Here is a 24,506-nt window from a genome sequence, read left to right on the forward strand (position 1 = left end):
CCACGGGAAGTGTCAGTGACCGCCGTCGGAGGAGACGTTCCTCAGGAACAGGACCGCTCCGACCGCCACGAGAACGAAGAGGAACGCGCTGCCGAGCCCGGCCCAGGCGAAGCCCTGGGCGAAGGCCTCCTGGGCCCGATGTACCAGCTCCGGGCCGATCACGTCCGCCTCCGCCAAGGCCCCGTCCAGGCTCTCCACGGCACGACGGGAGGCCTCCTCCGGGACCCCCTCCACGTCCACGCCGGACATCCACCCTCGATAGAGGACGGCGCCCACGCTGCCCAGGACGGCGATGCCGGTGGCGACGCCGAACTCGGCCGCGGTCTCCTCCATGGCCGAGGCGGATCCCGCCTTCTCCTGGGGAGCGGAGCCCACCACCAGATCCGCTCCCAGCACCATGGACGGCCCCATGCCGAGGAAGGCGAGGGTCACCCCGAGCTGGAGAAGAAGGAAGGAGGGGGAGGAGGTGTCGGTTTCGCCCGCCGTCGCCACCTGGGACATCAGACCCAGGCCGACGACCGAGAGTACGAGACCGCCGGCCGCGACGACGCCCGGCCGGGCCCAACGGATCAGGGAGGGCGCGAGCAGGGAGCCCACCAGCAGACCCGCGGCGGAGGGCGCCATCCAGATCCCGGACCACATCGGAGAGAACCCGACCACCTGTTGGAGATAGATCGAGAACAGGAACTGGATGCCGCCGAACACGAAGAGCACCAGCACGATCAGCGACAGAGCGGCACTGAAAGCGCGATCGCGGAACATGGTCAGATCCAGCAGCGGGTCGTCGAGCCTGTGCTGGCGGCGCAGGAAGATCACGCCGATGACGACACCGGCCACGGCCGAGGCGACGGTGGAGAGGGTGAGCCCGTCGGTCGCCGCGTGCTTGATCCCGTAGATGACGGCCAGGACCGAGACCAGGGACAGGGCGACGCTGAGCAGGTCGATCGAGCCTCTGACCGTGGGATCCCGATACTCGGGGAGCAGGATCGGCCCCACGACGAGCAACAGGATCAGGAACGGCAGGCCGATCAGCAGGGTGGAGCCCCACCAGAAGAACTGGAGCATCGCGCCGCTGAGGAGCGGGCCCAGGGCGATGCCGACCGACAGCGAGGTCGCCCACACGGCGATCGCCGACGTGCGCTGTCGAGGATCGTGGAACATGCTCCGGATCAGGGAGAGCGTCGACGGCATGATCGTCGCGCCGGCGACGCCCATCAGCCCTCGGGTGACGATCGCCAGTTCGGGGGTGGGGGAGAAGGCCGCCAGCACCGAGGCCAGGGAGAAGGTCGCCGCGCCGATCAGCAGCAGGCGGCGTCGACCGATCCGGTCTCCGAGGGTCCCCATGGTGATGAGGAACCCGGCGATGAGGAACCCGTAGATATCGGTGATCCACAGGCGTTGGGCCTCGTTCGCGCCGAGCTCCGCGCTCAGCTCCGGTTGCGCCAGGAACAGCACGGTGGTGTTGATGCCGACGAGCAGTGTCGGCAGGGCCAGTACCGCGAGTCCGAGCCATGCCCGGGCGCCGGCCCGGTCCTCGGTCGCTTGGGGGTTCATTCGATCCTCCACTGATTAGAACGTTCGATCTAGACAATAGAACGATCGCTCTATCCAGTAAAGTCGGGGGTATGGACGAGTCGACCGGTTCAACGCTCCCTACACGCGACCGGATCCTGCGGGCGACCGTGGAACTGCTGCGCAGGCAGGGCTACGACGGCACCGGGGTCAAACAGATCGCCCGCGAGGCCGACGCCACACTCGGCTCCCTCTACCACTTCTTCCCCGACGGCAAGGGTCAGTTGGCCGCGGAGGCGCTCCGCGTCGACGCCGACCACTACGCCTCCCTTCTCCGCCAGGGCATGGAGAGCAGCGACGACCCGGCCGAGGGGATCGTGGCCTTCGCGCACCTGCACATCGAGGAACTACGCGCCTCGGAATGGCGCGACGCCTGCCTGGCCTCGGCCGCGGCCCTGGAACGGATCGGCCACTCGGCCCCCGTCCAACACGACTACGAGACCGCCCTGAGCACCTGGAGGGACATCATCGCCGCCAGGCTTCGGGCCGTCGGAGTGGACGAGGCGACCGCCGACGACGCGGCCTGCTTCGCGCTCAGCGCCCTGGAGGGCGCCGAGATCCAGTGCCGCGCCACCCGAAGCGAGAAGCCGCTGGTCACCGCCGGCACCCACCTCGCCGAACTCTTCCGAGGCCTCCACCCCACCCCCTGAGGTTCTTTCGTCCCCTCCACACCTTCTCGATACCTGCGGAGCGTGGGTGTCGTCGCCTGTCGTTATTCTCGGCGCGGGAACATGAGAGCGGTGGGAAGGGGTGGCTGTGAAAGGCCGGTTGCGTGCAGGGCAGGTATTTCGTTATCCACGACCCAAGGTCGAACATATTTCTCAGGTGGACGGCTACCCCAATTTCCATCACGTGACCCACTCTTCCGCGTACGGAGAACAGGTCCAGTTGGAGAAGGGGATCAACGGGACGGCAGGCATCACCGCGGTCGATGGCTCACGTCGTCCCGCCATCCTCATCCGATCGAGCCCTTGGAAGTCCGGGACGGTGGAGACACCCTGGAAAGACCACTTCGAGGTGGAAGACGGGTACGTCCGCTACTACGGCGACCACAAGGCGAGCACGGAGGTCGCACTCGGCAGGACCCCCGGTAACGCTGCGATGCTCGAAGCCTTCGATCATCATCGGGTGCCGTCCGCGTACGCACCTCCACTTCTCCTGTTCCGCGCCGTCCCGCGCAACGGAAAACAGAAGGGCTACGTGGAGTTCTGCGGATTGGGGGTGATCGAGCGGGTCGAGAAAGTCGAGCAGCAGGGTGGGCAGGCGAAGGATTCCTTCATCAACTACGCCTATGACATCGCACTTCTCGATCTGACCCCCGAAAACGACGCTGTCGCATGGGAGTGGATCGAAGCACGTAGGAACAAGACGTACTCGGCGGAGGAGACCCTGGAATGGGCGCCCAAATCATGGCGCCACTGGGTCGAGAACGGCACTGTGGGAAACCTTCGATCGTCACGGCGGGCCACCGTCTCCGAGAACCCGAAACCGAAAGAGCGAAAGCCGGAGGCGGAGAGTCCCGAGGTCCTGGAGGCCGAGGAGGCGGCGGCCAGGACCGCCGGGCGCCGTCGGTCGGGCACGGGCCAGGGGCGCCGGATGAGCGCGGCCGAACGGAAGGCGCTGGAGGACCACAGCGTCGGTAGAGCCACCGCCCACTTCGAGGCCGACGGGTGGTCGGTCGAGGACGTCGGCGCGAAGAGATCCTACGATCTGCTCCTGACCCGAGGGGACGAACGACTGTACGTGGAGGTGAAGGGGACCACCTCCGAAGGGGCACAGGTGATCCTCACCCGCGCCGAAGTGGAGAAGCAGCGCGAGTTCGCGCCCCACAACGCTCTCGTGGTCGTCCATTCGATCGAGTTGGACCGCACGGTGTCGCCTCCCGAGGCCAAGGGAGGCGTTCTGCACTGCACCTCCCCCTGGGAGATCCGGGAGCAGCACCTCAAAGTCGTCTCGTACGTCTACCACCATCCGGACCTCTCCTAGAGGACCGGAAGGAGGAAAGCCCGGGAGGGGCGGGACGGCCCCTCCCGGGTGGGGTCAGAGGGCGAGGAGCCTCCTGACGCGCTCGGCCTCCTCCTCGGAGAGACGCACCGAGGCGGCGGCCATGTTCTCCTCCAGGTGCTCCACGCGTGAGGTGCCCGGGATCGGCAGCATCACCGGCGACCGGTGCAGGAGCCAGGCCAGCGCGAGCTGGGCCGGTGTCACCCCGTGCTCGGCCGCGAGCGGGGCCAGCGGCGAGTCCGGGTGCGCCAGTTCTCCACGCGAGATCGGAGCCCAGGGCAGGAAGGCGATCCCGTCCTGCTCGCATCGCTCCAGGACGTCCTCGGACCTGCGCTGGGAAGGGCTGTACTCGTTCTGTACCGAGGCGATGGGGGTGGTCTTGCGGGCGGTCCTGAGCTGTTCCCTGGTCACACCGGTCAGCCCGATGTGGTGGATCTTGCCCTCTTCGCGCAGCTCCACGAGGGCGCCCAGCTGTTCGGAGAGCGGCACCTCCGGGTCGATCCAGTGGAGCTGGAGCAGGTCGATGCGCTCCAGGCCCAGGTTGCGAAGGCTCGCCTCCACCTGTCGCTTGAGGTGGGAGGGGGTGCCCTCGGCCTCCCACTGCCCGGGGCCGGAGTGCACCATGCCGACCTTGGTGGTGACGAGAAGGTCCTCGGGGTAGGGGTGCAGGGCCTCGCGGATCAGCCGCTCGTTGACCTCGGGGCCGTAGGAGTCGGCGGTGTCGATGAGGGTGACGCCCAGTTCGACGGCGCGTCGCAGGACGGCGATCGCCTCCTCGCGGTCATGGGGCTCTCCCCACGCACCCGGACCGGTCAAGCGCATGGCGCCGAACCCGAGCCGGTGTACCGGGAGGTCGCCGCCGATGGCGAAGGTCCCCGACAGGCGGGCGAGATCCGGTGTGGTGTGTACGTCGGTCACGAGAGGTTCCTTCCGGGCGGCGCGGGGCGCCGCGTGTTCATGGCGGAGGGGGATCGGGCCACGACGTGCGAGAGCAGGCTCGCTGCGGTGTTGCGGGCAGAATCCCAGCAGGTCGGGGCGGTGGCAAGGAACCTCTGAGCGCGTCGGCGAGGTGATGCGGTTTCCGGTTCGCCTCGACGGTGGAAACGTCCGAGGACGGTGCTTTCGCCCGGTCGGCCCCTCTCGATCGGTGGCGGTGTCGTCCGTGATCGACATGGTCGGTTCCGCGCTCCGGGGCGACCCTCGTCGCTTTCGGGGGCGCCGGGTTCACACTCTGGCCGTTATGGGTCATATGGCCTGATCCGGGGTGGGTGACGCCTACCGTGGTCGTCGATTCCCCGCGACCGTTCGGGGGCCGGCCCCGGAACGCGGGCCCGGCCGCCCTTCCGGCGGTCGTGTCCTTCCACCACCACTCGCGTAACCCCGAGAGGGCGCGAAAGAGGAGTGTCGCCCCTTGGGTCGGATGAGAGCGTGGGTGTTCTTCGCCGGAGGCGCCGTCGTCGGATCGGTGGCGGCGTCGCTCGTCTCCTGGACGCCGAACGACCCCGAGGAGGTCGATCGGGTGGCGACGTTCGGCGAGTACGTCGCCCCACCGGGGCGCGATGTGGAGGACTCCCTGGTGCGGACCGTCTCGAGGACGGAGGCCTTCGGGGGCGCCGCGGTGTCCCGGGTCCACGAATTCGTACTGATCGTCGTCAACCGGACGGAGAACATGTCGGAGGGGAACATCCCTCGGATCGAGTGTGCGGGCGGCTCGGAGAACATCCTCGTCTTCGAACCCGCGGATCATCGGGGCGAATATCCGACCGGACTGGAGGGGCAGGGGGCGAGGACCCTCGCCTCGACCTTCCGATTCGCGTGCGAGTTCGAGGAACGTGTCTCCGACGCGGAGGTCGAGGTGAGGCTGATCGAGCGTGGGAGGGAGCAGGAGGAACGGGTGATCGTCTTCAGGGACCCGTTCCACGGAGTGGATCGTGTGAAGTGGGAGCACGAGGGGCCGACCTGGCCCGGAAGGTCGGCCGTGATGCCCTCGGGACCGTCGTGACGCATGGGTGACGCACGAACCGACGCCAGGCCCCGTATCACCTCGGACACGACGAAGGCCGGTCCCTGAGGAACCGGCCTTCGTGCTCTGTCGGGGTGGCGGGATTTGAACCCACGACCTCTTCGTCCCGAACGAAGCGCGCTGCCAAGCTGCGCTACACCCCGAAGCAACGTCCCCAAGTCTAGCGGACTCGGGGAGTGCTCGCGACGCGGTTCGCGCCACGTCGACCGGAGGGGCGTCAGGCCTTCGCGACGAGGTCCAGGAGGGAGGCCTCGGGGCGGCAGCAGAAGCGCACCGGGGCGTAGGGCGAGGTGCCCAGGCCGCCGGAGACGTGCAGCCACGCGTCGTCGTATTCGTGAAGTCCCCAGGCCCGCTTGCGGTCGATCCCGCAGTTGGTGACGAGCGTGCCGTAGAACGGCAGGCACAGCTGGCCGCCGTGGGTGTGTCCGGCGAGCAGGAGTTGATAGCCGTCGGCCACGAACCGGTCCAGGTTGGCCGGTTCGGGGGAGTGGAGCACGCCCAGCCGCAGGTCGGCGGCGGGGTCGGCCGGGCCGGCGATGTCGTCGTAGCGGTCCAGTTTGATGTGCGAGTCGTGCACCCCGGCCAGGGCGACGTCGATCTCGCCGACCTTCAGGGACCCCTTGTGGTTGTTCAGGTCCAACCAGCCCGACGCGGACATCGCCGCGCCGAGTTCGCGCCAGGGCAGGTCCGGTACCCGACGCTTGCGGTAGTCGGTCTTACTGGTCCGCCACAGGTAGCGCGCGGGGTTCTTCAGCTGGGGGGAGAAGAGGTCGTTGGAGCCGTAGACGAAGGCGCCGGGGCGGTCCAGAAGCGGACCGAGGGCGTCGATGAAGGGGCCCACGGCCTCCGGGTGGGCGAGGGAGTCGCCGGTGTTGACGACCAGGTCGGGCTCGTACCTCTCCAGCCCACGGATCCAGTCGATGAGCATGCGGCGCCCGGGTGTCAGGTGGGCGTCGGACAGATGCAGGATCCGGGTCCGGGGGCTCCCCGGTGGCAGCAGGGGGAGTTCGTATCTGCGCAGCCGGAACCAGTTGCGTTCGATGACCGAGGCGTATCCCAGCCCGGCCACACCGACCGCGCCCGTGATCGCGGCCGCACGCCCGATTCCACGCAGAATCCGTCTGTTGTCAGCGCCCATCCGACCCTCCTTCGTCGTCGCACGATCGTCTCAGATCCGGAACGGTCCCGTGCGCAAACCGTTGGTGATGGCGGGAGCGGCGACCGTAGGATCGACGCATGTCCGAACTCAAAGACCGCATCAAGTCCGACCTCACCACCGCGATGAAGGCGCGCGACAAGGTGCGTACCGCCACCCTGCGCATGGTGCTCGCCTCGATCGCCACCGAGGAGTCCTCCGGCTCCTCCCGAAGCGTCCTGAGCGACGAGGAGGTCACCCGGCTCCTGGTCCGTGAGACCAAGAAGCGCCGTGAGGCGGCCGAGGCCTTCGACGCGGGCGGTCGACCCGACGACGCCGCCAACGAGCGCGCCGAGAGCGAGGTCATCTCGGACTACCTGCCCCAGCCTCTCACCGACGCGGAGCTGACCGAACTCGTCGAGGCCGCGATCGCCGAGACCGGCGCCTCCGGGATGAAGGAGATGGGCAAGGTCATGAAGGTGCTCAACCCCCGTATCGCGGGTCGCGCGGACGGTGCCCGCGTGGCCGCCGAGGTCAAGGGCCGGCTCGGCTAGAACACGCGGAAGGGGCGGGGTGATGTGCTCACCCCGCCCCTTCTTCGCGGTTCCGGAACCTACTCGCCGGAGTTCTCCCCGGTGGGGAGCGTGGCGGGTCGGACCGGATGCCATTCCTCGTTCCCGGGGTGCGTTCCACCGGCGCTCTCACGTCCGGAGCCGTCGCTCAGGAACACGATGACCGTGGCGCCCTTGGGCAGCCGCCGGCCGGGGTCGGGGTTGATCGCGGCCACGGAACCGGAGGGCTCGGAGGAGCGCAGGGTCGTACCGGAGACGTTCACCGAGTATCCGGCGTCCTCCAGCTGCGCCACCGCGGCCGACTCCGACATGCCGATCACGTTCGGGACCCCGCCGTCGTCGGAGGCCGGGCTGGCCTCCTCGTCCCCGTCATCGTCCTCGTCGGACGAGCGCGGTTCGGAGGTGGAACCGAAGCTTCCCGGTGCGGAGGCGAGCCGGCGGGTCTCCAGCCCCTCGTGGGCGCCGCGCATGGTCTCCTGCCAGATCGGCCCGGGGATCGTCGCCCCGTACACGACCGGGAAGTGGCGGCTGCCGATGGTGACGTTGCGCAGCGGGTACTGCTGCGGTCCGCGGGGGTCGCCCACGAACACGGCGCTGGCCATCTGCGGGGTGAAACCGGCGAACCACGCGGCGGCCGAGCCGTCGGTCGTACCGGTCTTGCCGCCGGCGGGACGGCCGATGCCGAGGCTGGCCGCCGTACCGCCGTTGAAGGTCTGCGACAGCAGGTAGGCGGTTCCGTCGGCGACGTCCTCGCTGATGGCCCGCTCGCATTCGGGCTCGATGTCGATCGTGGTGCCGGCCTGGCGGTCCTCGATCTTGGTGATGGCCTGCGGCTCGCAGTACATGCCGCCGGAGGCGAAGGTCGCGTAGGCGTTGGCCACCCGCATCGGGGAGACCTCCTCGCTGCCGAGCGTGAAGCTGCTGTTGGCGAGGGTGTTCTCGTTCTCCGTGAACAGTGTCCCGTCGGCCCGCTGTAGTCCGAGCCGCTCGGCCATCTTGATGGTGTCGCACAGACCGACCCGCGCCTGGAGCTGGGCGAAGAAGGTGTTGGAGGACGCCTTGGTGCCGGAGATCATGTTGTGGTTGCCGGCGTTGCTGTCACCGGCGTTGCTCAGGCTCCAACTCTCCAGGCGGCCTCCGTTGCAGGAGGTCTGTCCGCTCACCGTGGTGGAGCTGGGCGAGTTGAACGAGGTGCTGAACGGCAGTCCCTCGTCGAGCGCGGCCGCCAGGGTGATCGCCTTGAAGGTCGAACCGGCCTGGAAACCGCTGCTGCCGCCCCGGTCGGAGTCGGTCGTGAAGTTGATCGACGTCTCGCCGAGCTTGCTCTCGTCCGGCCCGTAGTTGCGGCTCTGCATCATGCCGAGGATGTGGCCGGTGCCCGGCTCGATGACGGCCTGGGCGGCCACCTTGCGGGACTCGTTCTCACGCGGGACCCACTTGTCCACGGCGGCCTGGCCGGCCTCCTGGGTCTGCGGGTCCAGGGTCGTGTGGATCTCCAGTCCGGCGGTGCGCAGCCAGCGGGCCCGTTCGGTCTCGTTGGGGCCGAAGCGCTCGTCCTGCTCGATCTCCTGGACCACGTAGTCGCAGAAGAACGGCTGGTCGCTGGGCACGCATCCGTTGGGCGGGGTGTCCAGTTCGAGGTCGAGTTCGACCTTCTTGGCCTCCTCGGCCTCCTCCTCGGTGATGGCGCCGGTGACGACCATCCGGTCCAGGACGACGTTGCGCCGTTCCTCGGTCTGTTCGGGGAAGAAGCGCGGGTTGTACAGGTAGGGGTAGCGGACCAGGCCGGCGATGGTGGCCGCCTGGTCCAGCTTCAGCTCGCTCGCGGGCACCTGGAAGAAGTGCTGCGCGGCGGACTCGACGCCGTAGGCGCCATCGCTGAAGTAGGCGATGTTGAGGTAGCCCTCGAGGATCTCGTCCTTGGTCATCCTCTGTTCGAGGGCGATCGCGTACCGCAGCTCGCGGATCTTGCGGGCGATGGTCTCCTCGCGGGCGTGGTCGAGCTCCTCCTGGGAGGTGGCCGCTTCGATCTGGACGTTCTTGACGTACTGCTGGGTGATGGAGGAGGCGCCCTCGGTGTTGCCGCCCATCGTGCGGACGGCGGCGCGCAGGGTGCCGGACACGTCAAGTCCGCCGTGGTCGTAGAAGCGCGAGTCCTCGATCGCGAGGATCGCGTCGCGCATCACCGGGGAGATGTCGTCGAACTCGACCAGTTCGCGGTTCTGGTCGAAGATCTCGGCGATCACACCGCCGTCCCGGTCATAGATGGTGGAGCGTTGCGGGGGAGGCGGGGTCTCCAGTTGGCTGGGCATCTCCAGGAAGCCGGCGGCCACGTTGCGGGCGGTGATCCCCAGACCACCGACCGCGGGGAGGGCCAACGCGGCGACGAGGAGGCCGGCGACCACGCCGACGATCATGAGTTGGCTGATTCTTTGAAGCAATGTCCCCTGACCCACCCCATCAGACTAAGTGACCGCGAACGCGATAAAGCGGTGCGATCGGCGCCGGACGTTGCGTTTCACGCGATAACGCCCGACTCCACGCACGAGCCGTGCCCCTTGATCATCTTTACACGCTTATCGCCGAACAGATCCGGTGCGGTTCGACCGACGCACGTCGTTCTCCTGGTGGGAGCGGGTGGTCGATCGGCCATGTCGGGACCCGTACGGGTCATGCCCGGTGAGACGGGAGGCGGGGCGCCCGGGTTCTGTCGGTTCGACGGTCCGAACCTTGTTTTCCAGAGACGAAGGTGTGGCGACACCGCGCGTGTCGCCTATCCCGTTCGACGGTACGAGGCCGCCGTGTCACCCTCCACTCAACCAGAGCACACCGACCACCTGTGACCGAGAAACCGATCACATGTCGGGAGAACGACCGAATCCGGAACGAACGGTGCGCGTGAGGCGCTCTCCACCGGCGAATCGGCGCCGACGCGTCGTTCGTCACCCTGGCACCGCGATCCCTATCCTTCCGTCTCCGGGGCGGCGCCCGCCAGGGACGCGCCGATGCCGCGCAGCCCGTTCAGGTCGTGCACGGCCTCGGCGCGGTCGGCGACCTCGACCGTCCGGATCCCCGGGTGGGCGGCCAGTGTCCGGTCCCGCAGGAGCAGCTCCCGTTCGCGTGCGCGCACCCGCTCGGCGTGCAGGCGCAGCGCCGCGGCGGCCAGGGGGTGTTCTCCCGTGCCCTCCAGCGACTCCGCCGCCTCCAAGGCCTCCTGAGCGCTCAGTTCGGCGGCCGGGCCGGCGGGAAGGGGGTGGGTCCGGTTCAGGACCAGCCCGGCCGGAGACATCGAGTCCCGGCGCAGCCGTTCGATGAAGAAGGAGGCCTCGCGCAGGGGGTCGGGCTCGGGCGCGGCCACGACCAGGAACGCGGTGTCGGGGCCGCGGAGCGACCGGTAGGTGCGTTCCGCCCGTTCCTGGAAGCCGCCGAACACCGCGTCGAAGGCGGAGACGAAGGAGCGCAGGTCGTTCAGGAAACCGGGGCCCGTGATCCTCCCGATCACCGAGCCGACCACGTCGAAGCCCGCGCCCAGGAAGCGGAGGACCCCGTTGCCCTTCGGGGCGGTCAGGAAGCGGACGAGCCCGCCGTCCAGGAACCGGCCCAGCCGTTTCGGCGCGTCCAGGAAGTCCAGGGCGGACCGGCTGGGAGGGGTGTCGACGACGATCAGATCCCAGGCCTCGGAGCGGCGCAGCTGCCCCAACTTCTCCATGGCCATGTACTCCTGCGTGCCGGAGAAGCCCGTGGAGAGGGATCGGTAGAAGGGGTTGGCCAGGATCCGGCGGGCTCTCTCGGGGTCGGCGTGCTCCTCGACGATCTCGTCGAAGGTCCGCTTCATGTCGAGCATCATCGCGTGCAGTTCGCCTCGCCCGGAGGAACCCTCCGCGTCCTCCCGCGAAGTGACGGGGCGCGGCGTGTGGTCCAGCCGGTCCAGGCCCATGGCCTGGGCCAGTCGGCGGGCCGGGTCCACGGTGATCACGACCGTGCGTCGTCCGCGTTCGGCGGCCCGCAGGGCCAACGCGGCCGCCGTGGTGGTCTTGCCGACGCCGCCGGAGCCGCAGCACACCACGACCCGTGTGGCGACGTCGTCGATCAGGGCGTCCACGTCCAGGGGTGGGGGTTCGGGACGAGCGGTCCGCGGTCTCGCCGCCTCGGTCATCGACGTGCCCCCTGTTCGGTCAGTCTTCGCGCCAGCCCGGACAGCGCGGATCGTGGCGCGCCCGATTCCAGACGGGACAGGGTCAGGAGAGGGCGGCCGGTCTCTCGGAGTTCGCCGAGGAGGCGTAGTTCCAGGAGGTGGCGCAGCGCGTACGTTCGCAGTTCGGAGGCCAGGCCCTCGGACAGGAGCGCGGGATCGTCCAGCCCGGCGGCCTTCAGGCCTTCGGTGATGGCGTCGACGTCCGGGCCCGCCGCGGCGGTGGCGGACAGATCGGCCGCGTCGAGCAGCGTCGGGCCGACCATGTTCACGATCACGGCCCCGACGCGCAGCCCGGACGCCTCGATCTCGGCGATCCCCTCTCGGGTCTCCTGGACGGGCATCTCCTCCGGCGTCGTCACGAAGTGCACGCGGGTCCGGTCGGAGCGGACGACCTTCATGGCCCGTTCGGCCTGGTCGTGGACGGGACCGGTGGTGGCCAGGCCGGCCACCTCGGAGTGCACGTTCAGGAACGACCCGATCCGTCCGGTCGGCGGGGCGTCCAGCACCACCGCGTCGTAGTGGTGGCGTCCGGTGCCGGAACCCGGCGGGCGGCGCCGCCCGCCCTCACGGCGCTGGACCGCCTCGGTGATCTTGCCCGTGAGTAGAACGTCCCTCAGCCCGGGGGCGATGGAGGTGGCGAAGTCCACGGCGCCCAACCCGGTCAGGGCCCGGCCGGCGCGCCGCATCCCGTAGAACAGGTCCAGGTACTCCAGGAGCGCGGCCTCGGCGTCCGCCGCCAGGACGGACACGGAACCGCCGCCCGGGGCCGAGAGCGCCTCGCGTTCCTCATGAGGGAGGGGATCGCTTTCGAGGAGGGACGCCACCCCTTGGCGTCCTTCGACCTCCACCAGCAGCACCCGTCCACCGTCGGTGGCCAGGGCCAACGCCAAAGCGGTGGCGACGGTCGTCTTCCCGGTGCCGCCCTTGCCCGTCACGATGTGCAATCGGGCCCCGGCGAACGCCTCTTCGGGGCCGCCGTCGTGCGGTCCGTCCTCACGCTCGTTCACCTTACGGAGTCTATGCGTGCGCCTCTCTCGGGGGTGGGGCGAGGGGCGGGTGGTTCTCCTGTCCACCGAGGGGGCCCGGGTGAGTAAGGTGGCGGCGTCGAGGTGCGGTCCTTCGGGCCGCCTGTCAGCGAAGAGGGGTAGTAACGATGACCCGGTGGGAGTACCAGAGTGTGGCGCTGCTGTCGCACGCCACCAAGCAGATCCTGGACGGTTGGGGCGAGGACGGCTGGGAGCTCGTCAGCGTCGTCCCCGCGCCACTGCCCGAGGGAGCGGACCCGCGTAACCAGCAGTACGTCGCGTACATGAAGCGGGCCAAGTAGATGGCGACCCCCGAGGAGCGGATCGTCGAGCTGGGCCTGACCCTGCCCGAGGTGGTGCCCCCGGTCGCGGCGTACCGCCCCTCCGTGCGCAGTGGCGACCACGTGTACGTCTCCGGGCAGCTTCCCTTCGTCGAGGGTGAGCTCCCCGCGACCGGCAAGGTCGGTGCCGAGGTCGACGCGGACCGGGCGCGGGAACTGGCCGCCGTGTGCGCGCTCAACGCCATCGCTGCGGTCAAGGCCGAGGTCGGCGACCTGTCGAAGGTCGTGCGGATCGTGAAGGTCGGCGGTTTCGTCGCGAGCACCCCCGACTTCACCGGACAGCCCGGGGTCATCAACGGGGCGAGCGAACTGCTCGGCGAGGTGTTCGGCGAGGCCGGGGTGCACGCCCGGGCGGCCGTCGGCGTCGTCGCCCTGCCGTTGGACGCGCCGGTCGAGGTCGACATGGTCGTCGAGGTCCGCTGACCGCTTCTGAGACGATGCGGGTCATGGCGCGGCTTTCGTGAACGACAGGAGTGCGTCGATGACCGAGAACGATGGTGTGGCCCGACCCCGTACCGCCGCCACCGTGATGCTGGTGCGTCCGGTGGCGGAGGCGTCGGGTTCCCCGGCGGAGCGCCCCGTGGAGGTCCTGCTCATGCGCAGGGTCGCCTCCATGGGGTTCGCTCCGGGGGCCTACGTCTTCCCCGGGGGGAGGGTGGACGAACGCGATGCCGACGGCGGTGTCCCCTGGACCGGCCCGAGCCCCGAGGAGTGGGCCGGGGTCCTGGGCACCGATGTGCGGACCGCGCGGGCGCTGGTCTGCGCCGCGGTGCGGGAGACCTTCGAGGAGACCGGGGTCCTACTGGCCGGTGCTCCGGAGGGTGGGGAGATCACCCCGTTGGATACCGCGACCGAGGACTGGGAGCGGGATCGGCTGGGGCTCATCGACCGTTCGCGCTCCTTCACCGAGGTCCTGTCCCGGCGCGGACTGGTGTTGCGCTCGGAGTGGTTGCGGGCCTGGTCCCGGTGGATCACCCCCGCCCGTGAACCGCGTCGTTACGACACCTGGTTCTTCACGGCCGAGCTGCCTCCGGGGCAGGAACCGCGTGACGTGGGCGGGGAGGCCGACCACACCCTGTGGGTGGACCCCTCCATCGTGGCGGACGAATGGCACGCGGGGCGGATGCCGATGCTTCCTCCGACGGTGATCGCCTGCGCCGAACTGGCGGATCGGCGGACCCTCGAAGGTGTACGAAGCGCACTTCGGGATATCTTTCCCATCGAACCGGACGTTCGGGAGATCGACGGACAACTCCGCGTCGTCGCCCCGGACGGCAGGGACTTCCCCCTACCCAGGCCCGACGCGACGCCCTGAGATCGCGCCACGGGACCGACCTCGTGGCGGACGCGACGCGAAAGACGGAACCGTCCGACGGTGTGGGACCTCCTCACCGCGGGCAGGTTCCCGCCATGTCCTCTCGGCCGTCCTCCGTACCGGTCCGGTTCCGGCGAGTGAAGCGAGGTGCGATGAGGATCGACGGTTCCGGAACGCTGCGTGCGGGCTGCGTGCTCTGCCCCAACCCGGGTCCCATGACCTTGGAGGGGACCAACACCTGGATCCTGCGCGAGCCGGGCGCGCGCGGGGTCGTGGTCGTCGACCCGGGCCCGCACGACGAACGACACCTGGAACGGGTGGCGCGGAACGTGCAGGAACAGGGCGCCCAGGTGCAGATGGCCCTGGTGACCCACCGACACTTCGACCACTCGGAGGGGTCGCGCTACTTCTCCGAACTGACGGGCGCCCCCGTGCACGCGGTCGATCCGGACATGCGGGTGGGCGGAGAGGGGCTGGAGGACGGGAGCACGATCGTCGCCGACGGTCTGGAGCTCGGGGTGATCGCGACACCGGGGCACACCGACGACTCGATCTGTCTTCTTCTGGAGGCCGACGGCGCCATCCTGACCGGGGACACGATCCTGGGGCACGGGACCCCCGTGATCGACGGGGACGACGGCCTGGCCCCCTATATGGAATCGCTCTATCGATTGCGCGAGCTGGTCCGCGAACACCAGGTGCGCACCCTGCTGCCGGGGCACGGGCCGATTCTGACCTCACCGGCCACGGTCCTCGACTCCTATATCGACCACCGTGAGTCACGCCTGGAACAGGTCCGGGACGCGGTCCGCGCGGGCGCCGGCACGGTCGAGGAGGTCGTCGACCGCGTCTACCCGGAGGTCGTCGAGAGCGTCCGGCCCGCGGCGGCCTCCTCGGTCCGCGCCCAGCTCCGATACCTGGCGGTCAAGGGGGAGCTCCCCGAGGGTGTCGAGGGCTGACCGGACGGAAGGGGCCCGGACAGAGCTGTGGCCGCCACCCCGGAGGGTGACGGCCGCACAGCGTTCGTGGTCGTCGTGTTCGCGTCGCGGCCACCACGAGCCGCGTCACGTCCTAACGGGCGCGACGACGCATCCGCTCGACGTCCAGCAGCACCACGGCCTTGGCCTCGATCCGCAGCCAGCCGCGCAGGGCGAACTCGGCGAGGGCCTTGTTGACCGTCTCACGGGAGGCGCCGACGAGCTGGGCGAGCTCCTCCTGGGTGAGGTCGTGGTGGACGTGCAGGCCGTCGTCGCCCTCCTTGCCGAACTTGTCGGCGAGTTCGAGCAGGGCCTTGGCCACACGGCCGGGAACGTCGGTGAAGACCAGGTCGGCCATCACGTCGTTGGTACGGCGCAGACGGGCGGCCAGCGACTTCAGCAGCTGTAGGCCCACCTGCGGGCGGCTGGACAGGAACGGCCGCAGGTCGTCGTGGCCCAGCCCGGCGAGCACGGAGTCGGTGACGGCCACGGCGCTCGCGGTGCGCGGGCGCGGGTCGAACAGCGACAACTCACCGAACATCTCGCTGGGGCCGAGTACACCCAGCAGGTTCTCGCGACCGTCGACGGCCGTGCGGGTCAGCTTCACCTTCCCGCTGAGGATCACGTACAGGCGGTCGCCCTCGTCACCCTCGTTGAACAGGGTCTGACCGCGGCCGAGACGCACCTCGTTCACCGAAGAGCGGAGCGCGGCCGTGTCCTCCTCGTCCAGCGCCTCGAACAGAGGAGCCTTCCGGAGCACCTCGTTGATCTCGTCCACACGTCCTCCTAAAACCTGACCGTCAACAGTGTGACGTATATCGCAACCGAGTGTGAAACCAGGTCGTTACCTCGGCTTGTCCGCCGGGAGACAACGTGCCCACAACAGCCGACGTCAGCCCCTACGATCCTAGTCGTCATCGGCCTGTCGCAGGGATGCCCGCGCCGGTCGACCGGGACATTGGTTACATAATCTCGGTCACCGGTCGTAATGCCGAGGTGAGCCATGGGGGTGGAGCGTCCCGGGCGCCGTCTCCGGGAGCGGACGCCTACCCTGTGACGATGCCTCGTGACACCCCAGACGCACCCGCGGAGAACCCGACGCCGACCGGTGAGAGCCGACTGGCGTTGGTCCGCCGCGCTCGGAAGATGTACCGGGAGCTCTCGGAGCTGTATCCGGACGCCCACGCCGAACTGAACTTCACGACTCCACTGGAGCTGCTGGTCGCGACGATCCTGTCGGCCCAGTGCACCGACAAGAGGGTCAACCAGGTCACTCCGGCGCTCTTCGCGCGCTACCCCGACGCGGAGGCCTACGCGTCGGCCCGGCGCGAGGAGCTGGAGGAGATGATCCGTCCGACGGGGTTCTTCCGGGCCAAGACCAACAGCCTGATCGGCCTGGGCCAGGCCTTGTGCGAACACCACGGTGGCGAGGTTCCTGGAAACCTCGCCGACCTGGTCAAACTACCCGGTGTAGGGCGGAAAACCGCAAACGTATTGCTTGGAAACGCCTTCGATGTGCCGGGGATCACCGTAGATACCCATTTCGGGCGCCTTGTCCGTCGTTTCGGATGGACCGATGAAGAGGATCCGGTCAAGGTGGAGCACGCGGTCGGCGAACTCTTCCCGCGTCGGGACTGGACGATGCTCTCCCACCGCGTGGTCTGGCACGGTCGTCGCGTCTGCCACGCCCGCAGGCCCGCCTGTGGCGCCTGTGTCGTCGCCCGCTGGTGCCCCTCCTTCGGAGAGGGGCCCACGGACCCCGAGGCCGCGGAGAAACTGCTCCGGATGCGCTCCTTCGCCTGACCCCGCCCCCCGGGCGATCGTCACCGACGGTGGTCGCCCGGGCGGGTCCACGGAAGTGGTCGACGGCGGTTTGTACCCTGAACACGTGAGCGTGCGCACATCGTCCGGGACGGAGGGTCCGGCCGCGTGCCCCGGAGGCCCCGACCCGCACGGTCCGGAACGGGGATCCCACCACCGGACGACCGACCGGGAGAGCCCCGGGTGAAGGGGACCACACGTCCCTCGCCGAGCGCGTCCATCCACGCGACCTCCGCTCACCGGCCACAGACGACGGTGCGAGAAACCCGGAACAGGTGCCTCTCATGAACCCCATCCCGCCCTGGCTGTCCACGCTCGCCGATTCCGCGCGGACGATGCCGATCCCCCGCCCGATGCGACCTCCCGAGCGGGGCGGACGCGAATCGGCGGTCCTCATCCTGTTCGGAGAGACCGATCGAGGGCCCGACCTGCTGCTCATCCAGCGCAAGGACGGCCTGCGCCGCCACTCGGGCCAGCCGGCCTTCCCCGGTGGGCGCATCGAGCCCACCGACGTCTCCCCCGAGGCCGCCGCCCTGCGCGAGGCCGAGGAGGAGACCGGCGCGGACCCCGCGGGCATCGACGTGGTCGGCCGCCTGCCCGAGCTCTACCTGAGCTTCAGCGACTTCAGGGTCGCCCCCGTCCTGGGCTGGTGGCGGGAGCCCTCGGAGGTGCGGGCCGCCGACACCGACGAGGTCGCCGCGGTCTCCCGCGTGCCCATCGCCGAACTCGCCTCCCCGGCCAACCGGGTCAAGGTGCGCTACGGGGACGGCCGGATGTGGGGGCCGGGGTTCCGGGTCGACGACATGTTGGTGTGGGGCTTCACCGGCAAGATCGTCGATCTGCTCCTCACACTCGGAGGGTGGGAACTTCCGTGGCGTGAACGGGGTCTTACGGAAGAGTTCGAAGCCACCCCGCAGGGACTGCGTCCGGTCGGGTAACCGCTCACTATTGGAGGGCAACCGTGCTCGACGCGGTTCTGGTCATCCTGTTGCTGCTCTTCGCGGTGACCGGCTACCGGCAGGGTTTCATCGTCGGCGTGTTCAGCTTCGTCGGCTTCGTCGGCGGAGGCGTGATCGCCGCGCTGACCGCCCCCGATCACATCCAGAACTGGATCGAGGACCCCGGGCGGCGGGCGCTGCTGGCGATCGCGGTCGTCTTCCTCGCCGCCGCGCTCGGCCAGTTCCTCACCTCCTATCTGGGCACACTGGTGCGCAACAGGGTCACCTGGGATTCGGCCCGGGTCCTGGACGCGTTGGGCGGCGCCGTGGTCAGTGGCGTCTCGGTCCTGCTCGTGGCCTGGTTCATAGGGAGCACGGTCGCCAACTCCGCGCTCCCCTACGTGTCACAGCAGGTCAAGGACTCGCGCATCCTCCACTCGGTGGACGCGCTGATGCCCGACGCCGCCCACCAGGGCTTCTCCACCTTCCGACGGATCGTGGACCAGAGCGCCTTCCCCCAGGTCTTCAGCGGCCTGGGCACCGGCGACCTCGCGGAGGTCGAGCCGCCGGACCCGGACGTGCTCACCACCCCCGAGCTCATCGAGTCCAGCCGCAGCGTGGTCAAGGTCCTGGGCACCGCGCCCTCCTGCCAGAGGCGGGTCGAGGGCACCGGATTCGTGTACGGCGAGAACCGCATCATGACCAACGCCCACGTGGTCGCCGGGGTCACCGACGACCTGCGCGTGGTCACCAGGGACGGGCACCAGCTCCCGGCCACGCTGGTGCTGTTCGACGCCCAGCAGGACCTGGCCGTGCTGGACGTCCCCGGCCTGGACCTGCCCGCCCTGGAGTTCGACGGCGACGCGGAGCAGGGGGACGACGCGGTCGTCGCCGGCTTCCCGCGCAACAGCGGCTTCACCGCGGTCCCCGCCCGGATCCGGGCCCGCCAGACGGCGCAGGGGTCGGACTTCTACCACTCCCAGCAGGTCAGCCGGGAGATCTACCAGGTCCGCGCCGTGGTGCGCCCCGGTAACTCCGGCGGTCCCCTGCTCGCACCCGACGGAACCGTCTACGGGGTGGTCTTCGCCGCCGCCACGAACGAGGACGAGACCGGTTACGTCCTGACCGCGGACGAGGTCGCCGAGAACGCCGAGAAGGGGCTGACGGCCACCGAGGAGGTCTCCTCCCAGACCTGCGACTGATCGTGCCCCGGGAGGCGCCACGGCGCCGTCCCGGGCCGGCCACGACGAAGGGGCGCCTCCCCGGTGGGGGACGCCCCTTCGTCGTGTTCGTCGTTCGCGGGCCGTCGATCGACGGCCGGACGGGTCAGTTCGGCTCGCCGCTTCGCGGGTCGTCGCCGGTGAGCGGCCAGCTCATCCGAACGACCGTGCCCGTGTCACGGGGATCGATGCTCACCTCGTCCGCCAGACCGGTGATCACCGCCAGGCCGAGGCCGGGGGAGAAACCGGAGATACCGCCGGGAGGGGTGTCGTCTCCGTCGAGGAAGAGTCCGTCGAGCAGGGGTTCGAGCGGGTTCGCGGTCTCCTCGGCGTCCTTGGAGGGGGCCTGGTCGGAGACCACGACCTCGAAACGCCGAGGGGCGCTCCCGTTACCGCTCGGGATCTCGGCGCGGGGGTCCGCCACCGGATCGGGTCCGCCACCGTCGATCAGCTGGAGCAGGATCGGCTGCTCCGGGCAGTGCAGCTTGTGCGCCGCGACAGCCCGGGAACAGGCCTCACCGACCGCCAGCCTGATCTCGTCGATCGCGGAGGCGGCGACACCCGCCCGACGTGCCACGGTCGCGGCCATGAGCCGAGCCGTGCGCACGTGGGCGGGAAGCGCGCTGATCGTGAGCGTGATGGTCGCCATCGCTCGCTCTGGGCTACTTCGAGGAGCGCTTGTCGATGGCTTCCTGCACCGTTTCGTGGATGCCGAACACCTTGGTCAGACCGGTGATCCGGAAGATCTTCAGGATCCGCTCCTGGGTGCAGACCAGGTCCAGCGTCCCGTCGTGCGCGCGGACGCGCTTCAACCCGCCCACGAGCACACCGAGACCCGTCGAGTCCAGGAATTCCACCTTCTCCATGTTGACCACGAGGTGGAAGTTGCCCTTGTTGACGAGGTCGATCAGCAGCTCACGGAGCCGGGGCGCGGTATAGACATCGATCTCACCCTCAACGACGACGATCTCGGTGTCGCCCTCGGTGTAATGATCAAGCTTCAAGTCCACTAGTCCTCCAGCGCCGAACCGCGAAATTACGCGAATGGTCTCTGCCGGGCGTTACCCCACCAGCACGCATTCAACCACGGGTGCGGTGAGTGTCTTCCCGCCATGAACGGAAAGCGACGACCCCGCGCAACTCTTCCCCCGGATGTCACACTGAAACCGATGTCCATCGATGCCCGGGGCGTGTTCCCAGGGTCCCGAGCTCGGTGAACGTGTCCAGTGAAGAGGGGTCTCGATGAGGCGATCGGAGCCCGTGCTCCCCGGTGTATGGCGTGATGACACACGGTACCCGCAGGTCACCCATATCGAGCATGTGACCCGGAACGAGGGAGAGAGCGGGGACTGGCCGACGTGGACCGCCCCCCGCCTGGTCGCGCGACTGGCCGAACGGGGGATCACGAAACCGTGGTCCCACCAGGCGGCAGCCGCCGATCTCGCACGTTCGGGCCGCGATGTGATCATAGCCACGGGCACCGCCTCGGGGAAGTCGCTCGCCTTCCTCCTACCCGCCGTGGACGCGATCGACGCGGGAGGAACGGTGCTCTATCTCTCGCCGACCAAGGCGCTCGCCCAAGACCAACTCCGGTGGATTACGGACCTGGGACTTTCGGGCATGAGGGCGGCCGTCTATGACGGTGACACCTCTCGTGAGGAGCGCTCCTGGGTCCGTGAACACGCGAACTACGTCCTCACCAATCCGGACATGTTGCACCACGGGATGCTTCCCGGACACCCCGCCTGGACCCGCTTCCTCCGTCGGCTCCGCTACGTGGTGATCGACGAGGCGCATCGGTACCGAGGGGTGTTCGGGTCGCACGTCTCCCAGATCCTGCGGCGTCTACGCAGGCTGTGCGCCCGCCACCGGTCCGAACCGGTGTTCGTGCTGGCCTCGGCCACGTCGGGGTCGCCCGCCGAGAGCGCCGGCCGGCTGACCGGGGTGCCGGTCGTCGCGGTGAGCGAGGACGGATCGCCCCGGCCGGGGATGTCCGTGGCCCTCGTGGAGCCGGAGCTGACCGACATGACCGGCGAACAGGGGGCGCCCATTCGACGTACCGCGCCCTCTCAGGCCGCGGAGATGCTGGCCGACCTGGTCGTCGAGGGGGTGCGCACCCTCGTGTTCGTACGCTCCCGTCAGGGCGCGGAGGTCGTCGCGTTGAACACGCAACGCCTACTGGCCGAGCGGGGCGAGAAGGATCTGGTCGACCGTGTGGCGGCCTACCGGGGCGGTTACCTCGCGGGCGATCGGAGGGCCCTGGAGGAGGCGCTCCGCACGGGCGAGCTCCTGGGGCTGGCCAGCACCAACGCCCTGGAACTGGGCGTGGACATCAGCGGTCTGGACGCGGTGCTCATCGCCGGATGGCCCGGCACGCTGGCCTCGCTGTGGCAACAGGCGGGGCGAGCGGGACGACGGGGCGGCGACGCCCTGGCCGTGTTCATCGCCCGGGACGACCCCCTCGACACCTACCTGGCGCATCACCCCGAGGCCATTTTCGGACGCTCGGTCGAGGCCACCGTCCTGGATCCGGAAAACCCCCATATTCTGGGTCCTCACCTCTGTGCGGCCGCTCAGGAGCTGCCGATCACCCATGAGGATTTCTCCCTCTTCGGTGGGACGACCGGTGAGAGACTCGACGATCTCGTGGCCGGGGGACTGCTCAGGAAGCGGCCCCGGGGCTGGTTCTGGACCAGCAACGAAAGGGCTAGTGACCTCGCCGATATCCGAGGTTCGGGTGGTGCGCCGGTACAGATCGTCGACACGGGCAGCGGACAACTGCTGGGCGAGATCGACGAGGCGGCCGCGCACGGCACCGTCCACCCCGGAGCCGTCTACCTCCACCAGGGGGTGACCCACCTGGTCGACGAACTCGACCTGACGGAGGGCGTCGCCCTGGTACACGAGGCCGAACCCCCCTACAGCACCTGGGCCAGGGACACCACGGACATCACCATCCGCTCCGAACTGCGCGGTGAGAGCTGGCCGAGCGGGGCCACCGTGCACTTCGGAGAGGTCGAGGTCGTCCGCCGGGTGGTGGGCTATCTCAAGCGCGACGTGCGCACCGGCGCCGTCCTCGGCGAGCAGCCCCTCGACATGCCGGAACGCACCCTCCAGACCCGCGCGGTCTGGTGGACCCTCGACCAGGACGCCGAGAACCGGCTTCGAGGGCGGGACGTGGGCCTGCTCGGAGCGGCGCACGCCGCCGAACACGCCTCGATCGGGCTGCTGCCGCTACTGGCCACCTGCGACCGGTGGGACATCGGAGGGGTCTCGACCTCGCTGCACGCCGACACCGGAAGACCGACGGTGTTCGTCTACGACGGATACGAGGGCGGGGCCGGGTTCGCCGAGCGCGGATACGCGGCCGCCCACGAATGGTTGACGGCCACCCGGGCGGTGATCGCCGACTGCGAGTGCGATCAAGGCTGTCCTTCCTGTGTCCAGTCGCCCAAGTGCGGCAACGGGAACGAGCCGCTGAGCAAGTCCGGTGCCCTGCGCCTTCTCGACGAGGTGCTGGGGGAGGTGGCCACCGACCCCTGAGCGAACGTTCCGCGGTGTCCGGTGGGGCTCGGGCGGAACGGGGGGTGTGGCGGTTCGGGGTGGGTTGTCCACAGGCTGTGGATCGCCACTTCCCCGACGCCCCCCGACCGACCAACCTGGAAGTACCGGGGTGGCGACCACACCCCCGTGACCAGGGAGGTCCCGTGTTCCCCTATCAGTGCTCGAACGACCGCACGCCCCCCGACGACCGGGGGATGACGACCGCGGAGTACGCCATGTGCACCGTCGCCGCGGTCGCGCTCGCCGGAATCCTCTACCTCATCGTCACCGGAGATCCCGTCCAGTCCGCCCTCACCTCGACCATCGTCGATGCGCTCGGCTCCGACCGCTGAGCGCGGCTCCGTCACCATGGAGACGGCCATGGTGCTCCCCGCGCTCCTGGTGGTGTTGACGATCGGACTCGGTGGGGTCGGGGCGGCGAACGCCCAACTCTCCTGTGCCGACGCCGCCCGGATCGGCGCCCGTGCGCTGGCCCGGGGTGAGACACCGGAAAGGGCCCGTTCCCTGGCGGAGGAGGCCGCCCCCGCCGGAGCACGGGTCGATCTCACCACCGAGTCGAGCACCGCCCTGGTCTCCGTGTCGGCCGCGTTCCGACTCGGCCCGGAATGGGCACCGTCCGTCGAGGTGGCCGGGGACGCCTCGGTCCCGTTGGAACCCGGCCTGTGAGGGGCGACGACATGGGATCCGCCGCCGTCTGGTGGGTCTCCTGCTGTCTGGTGTCGTGGTTCCTGGTCCACACCGTGCTCACCATCGCCGCGGCCCGCCTGGAACGCGACCGCGCCGGTACCGCCGCCGACCTCGCGGCGTTGTCGGCGGCGGCCCGGGCCCACCGGGGAACGGAGGCGGCCTGCGCGGTCGCTCGGGAGACCGCACGGGCCAACGGAGCCGATCTCGACGAGTGCGCCGTCGACGTCCACACCGTCACCGTGACGGTCGCGCTCTCCTCGACCGTCCTGCCCCGGACGGTCCGGGCCCGTTCCCGTGCCGGCCCGGCCCACCTTCTCGAAGCGGAGCCGGAGGGGACGGCACCCTCTCCCGGGGTTCCTCCCTCTCCGTCCTCCTGACGGGCCCGGACCGTGGCTTCGTGCGGGCACCCCTCCTCAGTGGGCCAGAGCGGCGTCGAGCAGACCGGCGGCCATCGGAACCAGGCCGATGAGGATGAAGGCCGGCAGGAAACATGTCCCCAGAGGGGCGATCACCAGTACACCCAGGCGTTCGATCCGTTCCATCGACCGGGCTCGAGACGCTCTCCTCAGATCCGCGGCGTGCCGGTCGAGGAGATCGGCCACCGGAGCCCCGGTCTCGGAGGCCCGGGCCAGATCGCGCCCCACCGCGAGCAGGGGAGCGGGCAGGGCGGAACGTCGCCAGGCCTCGGCGGGTTCCGCTCCCAGCCGCAGACGTTCGGCGACGGCGGCCAGCTCCGCTCCGGACGTGCCGGTGGCGGCCCTGGAGACAGCGGTCAGACAGGCCGGAAGGGTGGCGCCGGCCCGGATCCCCGAGGCGATCAGACCGATCAGTATCGGGAGGTCGGTGTCGACCGGAAGCCGCTCCGGCGAGGAACGCCCCCTTCTCCGCCACCACACGGCGGCGGCCCCGGCGAAGACGAGGGGTCCGGCGAGCGGACCGAACAGCACGGTCGCCACCGTGACCGCTCCCGCCGCGATCGTCACCGGAACCCACCATGTCGGTGGGCGCCGGCGGGGGAGCCGCGGGGGACGAGCCGGGCCGGAGCCACGTCCGGGGCCCGAGGCCACCGTCACGGCGGCAACCGCGCAGAGCACGGTCGTCACCTCGAAGAACATCC

General features: G+C 69.6%; 25 protein-coding genes and 1 tRNA gene. 15 read left to right on the forward strand and 11 right to left on the reverse strand.

Translation table 11 applies throughout. The features are described from left to right. Nucleotides 1-12 precede the first annotated feature (12 nt). Nucleotides 13-1,554 carry an MFS transporter gene (locus D451_RS0123170; RefSeq protein WP_017536163.1) on the reverse strand — a complete coding sequence of 514 codons (1,542 nt, stop codon included), beginning with the start codon at nucleotides 1,552-1,554 and terminating at the stop codon, nucleotides 13-15. Between the two features lie 71 nt (nucleotides 1,555-1,625). On the opposite strand from D451_RS0123170, the gene D451_RS0123175 reads away from it, so the two are divergent. Next, the gene (locus D451_RS0123175; protein ID WP_017536164.1) at nucleotides 1,626-2,222 is read left to right on the forward strand and encodes a TetR/AcrR family transcriptional regulator; all 597 of its coding nucleotides are present in this window, start codon (nucleotides 1,626-1,628) and stop codon (nucleotides 2,220-2,222) included. A 202-nt stretch (nucleotides 2,223-2,424) separates the two neighbouring features. Then, a complete protein-coding gene (locus D451_RS0123180) occupies nucleotides 2,425-3,558 on the forward strand; it encodes a protein NO VEIN domain-containing protein (protein ID WP_234305952.1) in 1,134 nt (377 codons plus the stop codon). Between the two features lie 54 nt (nucleotides 3,559-3,612). Here the strand turns inward: D451_RS0123180 and D451_RS0123185 are convergent, their stop codons facing one another. Continuing rightward, complete coding sequence (locus D451_RS0123185) at nucleotides 3,613-4,494, reverse strand: aldo/keto reductase (RefSeq protein WP_017536166.1); 882 nt, start codon at nucleotides 4,492-4,494, stop codon at nucleotides 3,613-3,615. A gap of 502 nt (nucleotides 4,495-4,996) precedes the next feature. Here D451_RS0123185 and D451_RS0123195 point away from each other — a divergent pair. Next, nucleotides 4,997-5,578, forward strand: coding sequence for a hypothetical protein (locus tag D451_RS0123195; RefSeq protein ID WP_017536168.1), 582 nt, complete (start codon nucleotides 4,997-4,999; stop codon nucleotides 5,576-5,578). Nucleotides 5,579-5,668: 90 nt separating this feature from the next. Here the strand turns inward: D451_RS0123195 and D451_RS0123200 are convergent. Further along, nucleotides 5,669-5,742: transfer RNA gene (locus tag D451_RS0123200), tRNA-Pro, on the reverse strand. A gap of 74 nt (nucleotides 5,743-5,816) precedes the next feature. Further along, nucleotides 5,817-6,737 (reverse strand): metallophosphoesterase, encoded by a 921-nt coding sequence (locus D451_RS0123205; RefSeq protein ID WP_014912882.1) that lies wholly within the window; start codon nucleotides 6,735-6,737, stop codon nucleotides 5,817-5,819. A 98-nt stretch (nucleotides 6,738-6,835) separates the two neighbouring features. On the opposite strand from D451_RS0123205, the gene D451_RS0123210 reads away from it, so the two are divergent. Next, nucleotides 6,836-7,288, forward strand: a complete 453-nt coding sequence (locus D451_RS0123210; RefSeq protein ID WP_014912788.1) for a GatB/YqeY domain-containing protein — start codon at nucleotides 6,836-6,838, stop codon at nucleotides 7,286-7,288. A gap of 59 nt (nucleotides 7,289-7,347) precedes the next feature. Here D451_RS0123210 and D451_RS0123215 read toward each other — a convergent pair whose 3' ends face one another. The 3 genes from D451_RS0123215 to D451_RS0123225 all read right to left on the reverse strand — a co-directional run bounded on the left by D451_RS0123215 (nucleotide 7,348) and on the right by D451_RS0123225 (nucleotide 12,508). Continuing rightward, nucleotides 7,348-9,747: a penicillin-binding protein gene (locus D451_RS0123215; RefSeq protein ID WP_017536169.1), complete on the reverse strand. Its 2,400-nt coding sequence runs from the start codon at nucleotides 9,745-9,747 to the stop codon at nucleotides 7,348-7,350. A 521-nt stretch (nucleotides 9,748-10,268) separates the two neighbouring features. Then, nucleotides 10,269-11,462, reverse strand: coding sequence for an ArsA family ATPase (locus D451_RS0123220; protein WP_017536170.1), 1,194 nt, complete (start codon nucleotides 11,460-11,462; stop codon nucleotides 10,269-10,271). Next, nucleotides 11,459-12,508 (reverse strand): ArsA-related P-loop ATPase, encoded by a 1,050-nt coding sequence (locus D451_RS0123225; protein WP_017536171.1) that lies wholly within the window; start codon nucleotides 12,506-12,508, stop codon nucleotides 11,459-11,461. The genes D451_RS0123220 and D451_RS0123225 overlap by 4 nt, the downstream gene beginning before the upstream one ends. Before the next feature lie 146 nt (nucleotides 12,509-12,654). Between D451_RS0123225 and D451_RS27980 the strand changes: the two genes are divergently transcribed. The 4 genes from D451_RS27980 to D451_RS0123245 all read left to right on the forward strand — a co-directional run bounded on the left by D451_RS27980 (nucleotide 12,655) and on the right by D451_RS0123245 (nucleotide 15,141). Beyond that, nucleotides 12,655-12,828 (forward strand): DUF4177 domain-containing protein, encoded by a 174-nt coding sequence (locus D451_RS27980; protein WP_014912138.1) that lies wholly within the window; start codon nucleotides 12,655-12,657, stop codon nucleotides 12,826-12,828. Continuing rightward, complete coding sequence (locus D451_RS0123235) at nucleotides 12,829-13,290, forward strand: RidA family protein (RefSeq protein WP_014913527.1); 462 nt, start codon at nucleotides 12,829-12,831, stop codon at nucleotides 13,288-13,290. 58 nt (nucleotides 13,291-13,348) lie between these two features. Next, nucleotides 13,349-14,182, forward strand: coding sequence for an NUDIX hydrolase (locus tag D451_RS0123240; RefSeq protein WP_017536172.1), 834 nt, complete (start codon nucleotides 13,349-13,351; stop codon nucleotides 14,180-14,182). Between the two features lie 152 nt (nucleotides 14,183-14,334). Next, the gene (locus D451_RS0123245) at nucleotides 14,335-15,141 is read left to right on the forward strand and encodes an MBL fold metallo-hydrolase (RefSeq protein WP_017536173.1); all 807 of its coding nucleotides are present in this window, start codon (nucleotides 14,335-14,337) and stop codon (nucleotides 15,139-15,141) included. A gap of 112 nt (nucleotides 15,142-15,253) precedes the next feature. Here the strand turns inward: D451_RS0123245 and D451_RS0123250 are convergent, their stop codons facing one another. After that, complete coding sequence (locus D451_RS0123250; protein ID WP_014908639.1) at nucleotides 15,254-15,937, reverse strand: Crp/Fnr family transcriptional regulator; 684 nt, start codon at nucleotides 15,935-15,937, stop codon at nucleotides 15,254-15,256. Nucleotides 15,938-16,218: 281 nt separating this feature from the next. Here D451_RS0123250 and nth point away from each other — a divergent pair, with 281 nt between their 5' ends. The 3 genes from nth (at nucleotide 16,219) to D451_RS0123265 (ending at nucleotide 19,120) form a co-directional block, all read left to right on the forward strand. Next, nucleotides 16,219-16,962 carry an endonuclease III gene (nth, locus tag D451_RS0123255; protein ID WP_026125301.1) on the forward strand — a complete coding sequence of 248 codons (744 nt, stop codon included), beginning with the start codon at nucleotides 16,219-16,221 and terminating at the stop codon, nucleotides 16,960-16,962. A gap of 302 nt (nucleotides 16,963-17,264) precedes the next feature. Continuing rightward, entirely contained in the window at nucleotides 17,265-17,918 is a 654-nt protein-coding gene (locus D451_RS0123260) for an NUDIX hydrolase (protein WP_014912888.1), read from the forward strand. A 23-nt stretch (nucleotides 17,919-17,941) separates the two neighbouring features. Further along, nucleotides 17,942-19,120 carry a MarP family serine protease gene (locus tag D451_RS0123265; protein WP_017536175.1) on the forward strand — a complete coding sequence of 393 codons (1,179 nt, stop codon included), beginning with the start codon at nucleotides 17,942-17,944 and terminating at the stop codon, nucleotides 19,118-19,120. A gap of 124 nt (nucleotides 19,121-19,244) precedes the next feature. On the opposite strand, the gene D451_RS0123270 is transcribed toward D451_RS0123265, so the two are convergent. Next, nucleotides 19,245-19,787, reverse strand: coding sequence for an ATP-binding protein (locus tag D451_RS0123270; RefSeq protein WP_017536176.1), 543 nt, complete (start codon nucleotides 19,785-19,787; stop codon nucleotides 19,245-19,247). Between the two features lie 13 nt (nucleotides 19,788-19,800). Continuing rightward, nucleotides 19,801-20,148: an STAS domain-containing protein gene (locus D451_RS0123275; protein ID WP_017536177.1), complete on the reverse strand. Its 348-nt coding sequence runs from the start codon at nucleotides 20,146-20,148 to the stop codon at nucleotides 19,801-19,803. Nucleotides 20,149-20,380: 232 nt separating this feature from the next. On the opposite strand from D451_RS0123275, the gene D451_RS0123280 reads away from it, so the two are divergent. The 4 genes from D451_RS0123280 (at nucleotide 20,381) to D451_RS0123295 (ending at nucleotide 23,766) form a co-directional block, all read left to right on the forward strand. Continuing rightward, nucleotides 20,381-22,681: a DEAD/DEAH box helicase gene (locus tag D451_RS0123280; protein ID WP_017536178.1), complete on the forward strand. Its 2,301-nt coding sequence runs from the start codon at nucleotides 20,381-20,383 to the stop codon at nucleotides 22,679-22,681. A gap of 164 nt (nucleotides 22,682-22,845) precedes the next feature. Next, on the forward strand, nucleotides 22,846-23,034 hold the full coding sequence (locus D451_RS0123285) for a DUF4244 domain-containing protein (protein ID WP_017536179.1): 189 nt from the start codon (nucleotides 22,846-22,848) through the stop codon (nucleotides 23,032-23,034). Beyond that, nucleotides 23,012-23,368: a TadE family protein gene (locus D451_RS0123290; RefSeq protein ID WP_017536180.1), complete on the forward strand. Its 357-nt coding sequence runs from the start codon at nucleotides 23,012-23,014 to the stop codon at nucleotides 23,366-23,368. The genes D451_RS0123285 and D451_RS0123290 overlap by 23 nt, the downstream gene beginning before the upstream one ends. Before the next feature lie 11 nt (nucleotides 23,369-23,379). After that, nucleotides 23,380-23,766 (forward strand): Rv3654c family TadE-like protein, encoded by a 387-nt coding sequence (locus D451_RS0123295; protein WP_017536181.1) that lies wholly within the window; start codon nucleotides 23,380-23,382, stop codon nucleotides 23,764-23,766. Nucleotides 23,767-23,802: 36 nt separating this feature from the next. Here D451_RS0123295 and D451_RS0123300 read toward each other — a convergent pair whose 3' ends face one another. Next, nucleotides 23,803-24,504 (reverse strand): type II secretion system F family protein, encoded by a 702-nt coding sequence (locus tag D451_RS0123300; RefSeq protein ID WP_017536182.1) that lies wholly within the window; start codon nucleotides 24,502-24,504, stop codon nucleotides 23,803-23,805. Nucleotides 24,505-24,506 lie beyond the last annotated feature (2 nt).

Source organism: Nocardiopsis alba DSM 43377, from assembly GCF_000341225.1.
GTDB lineage: Bacteria > Actinomycetota > Actinomycetes > Streptosporangiales > Streptosporangiaceae > Nocardiopsis > Nocardiopsis alba.

Coding starts and splice junctions, on each gene's coding strand:
- D451_RS0123170 (WP_017536163.1), bottom strand. CDS start 1,554: ATGAACCCCCAAGCGACCGAGGACCGGGCCGGCGCCCGGGCATGGCTC.
- D451_RS0123175 (WP_017536164.1), top strand. CDS start 1,626: ATGGACGAGTCGACCGGTTCAACGCTCCCTACACGCGACCGGATCCTG.
- D451_RS0123195 (WP_017536168.1), top strand. CDS start 4,997: ATGAGAGCGTGGGTGTTCTTCGCCGGAGGCGCCGTCGTCGGATCGGTG.
- D451_RS0123205 (WP_014912882.1), bottom strand. CDS start 6,737: ATGGGCGCTGACAACAGACGGATTCTGCGTGGAATCGGGCGTGCGGCC.
- D451_RS0123210 (WP_014912788.1), top strand. CDS start 6,836: ATGTCCGAACTCAAAGACCGCATCAAGTCCGACCTCACCACCGCGATG.
- D451_RS0123220 (WP_017536170.1), bottom strand. CDS start 11,462: ATGACCGAGGCGGCGAGACCGCGGACCGCTCGTCCCGAACCCCCACCC.
- D451_RS27980 (WP_014912138.1), top strand. CDS start 12,655: ATGACCCGGTGGGAGTACCAGAGTGTGGCGCTGCTGTCGCACGCCACC.
- D451_RS0123235 (WP_014913527.1), top strand. CDS start 12,829: ATGGCGACCCCCGAGGAGCGGATCGTCGAGCTGGGCCTGACCCTGCCC.
- D451_RS0123240 (WP_017536172.1), top strand. CDS start 13,349: ATGACCGAGAACGATGGTGTGGCCCGACCCCGTACCGCCGCCACCGTG.
- D451_RS0123245 (WP_017536173.1), top strand. CDS start 14,335: ATGAGGATCGACGGTTCCGGAACGCTGCGTGCGGGCTGCGTGCTCTGC.
- nth (WP_026125301.1), top strand. CDS start 16,219: ATGCCTCGTGACACCCCAGACGCACCCGCGGAGAACCCGACGCCGACC.
- D451_RS0123260 (WP_014912888.1), top strand. CDS start 17,265: ATGAACCCCATCCCGCCCTGGCTGTCCACGCTCGCCGATTCCGCGCGG.
- D451_RS0123270 (WP_017536176.1), bottom strand. CDS start 19,787: ATGGCGACCATCACGCTCACGATCAGCGCGCTTCCCGCCCACGTGCGC.
- D451_RS0123280 (WP_017536178.1), top strand. CDS start 20,381: ATGAGGCGATCGGAGCCCGTGCTCCCCGGTGTATGGCGTGATGACACA.
- D451_RS0123290 (WP_017536180.1), top strand. CDS start 23,012: ATGCGCTCGGCTCCGACCGCTGAGCGCGGCTCCGTCACCATGGAGACG.
- D451_RS0123295 (WP_017536181.1), top strand. CDS start 23,380: ATGGGATCCGCCGCCGTCTGGTGGGTCTCCTGCTGTCTGGTGTCGTGG.
- D451_RS0123300 (WP_017536182.1), bottom strand. CDS start 24,504: ATGTTCTTCGAGGTGACGACCGTGCTCTGCGCGGTTGCCGCCGTGACG.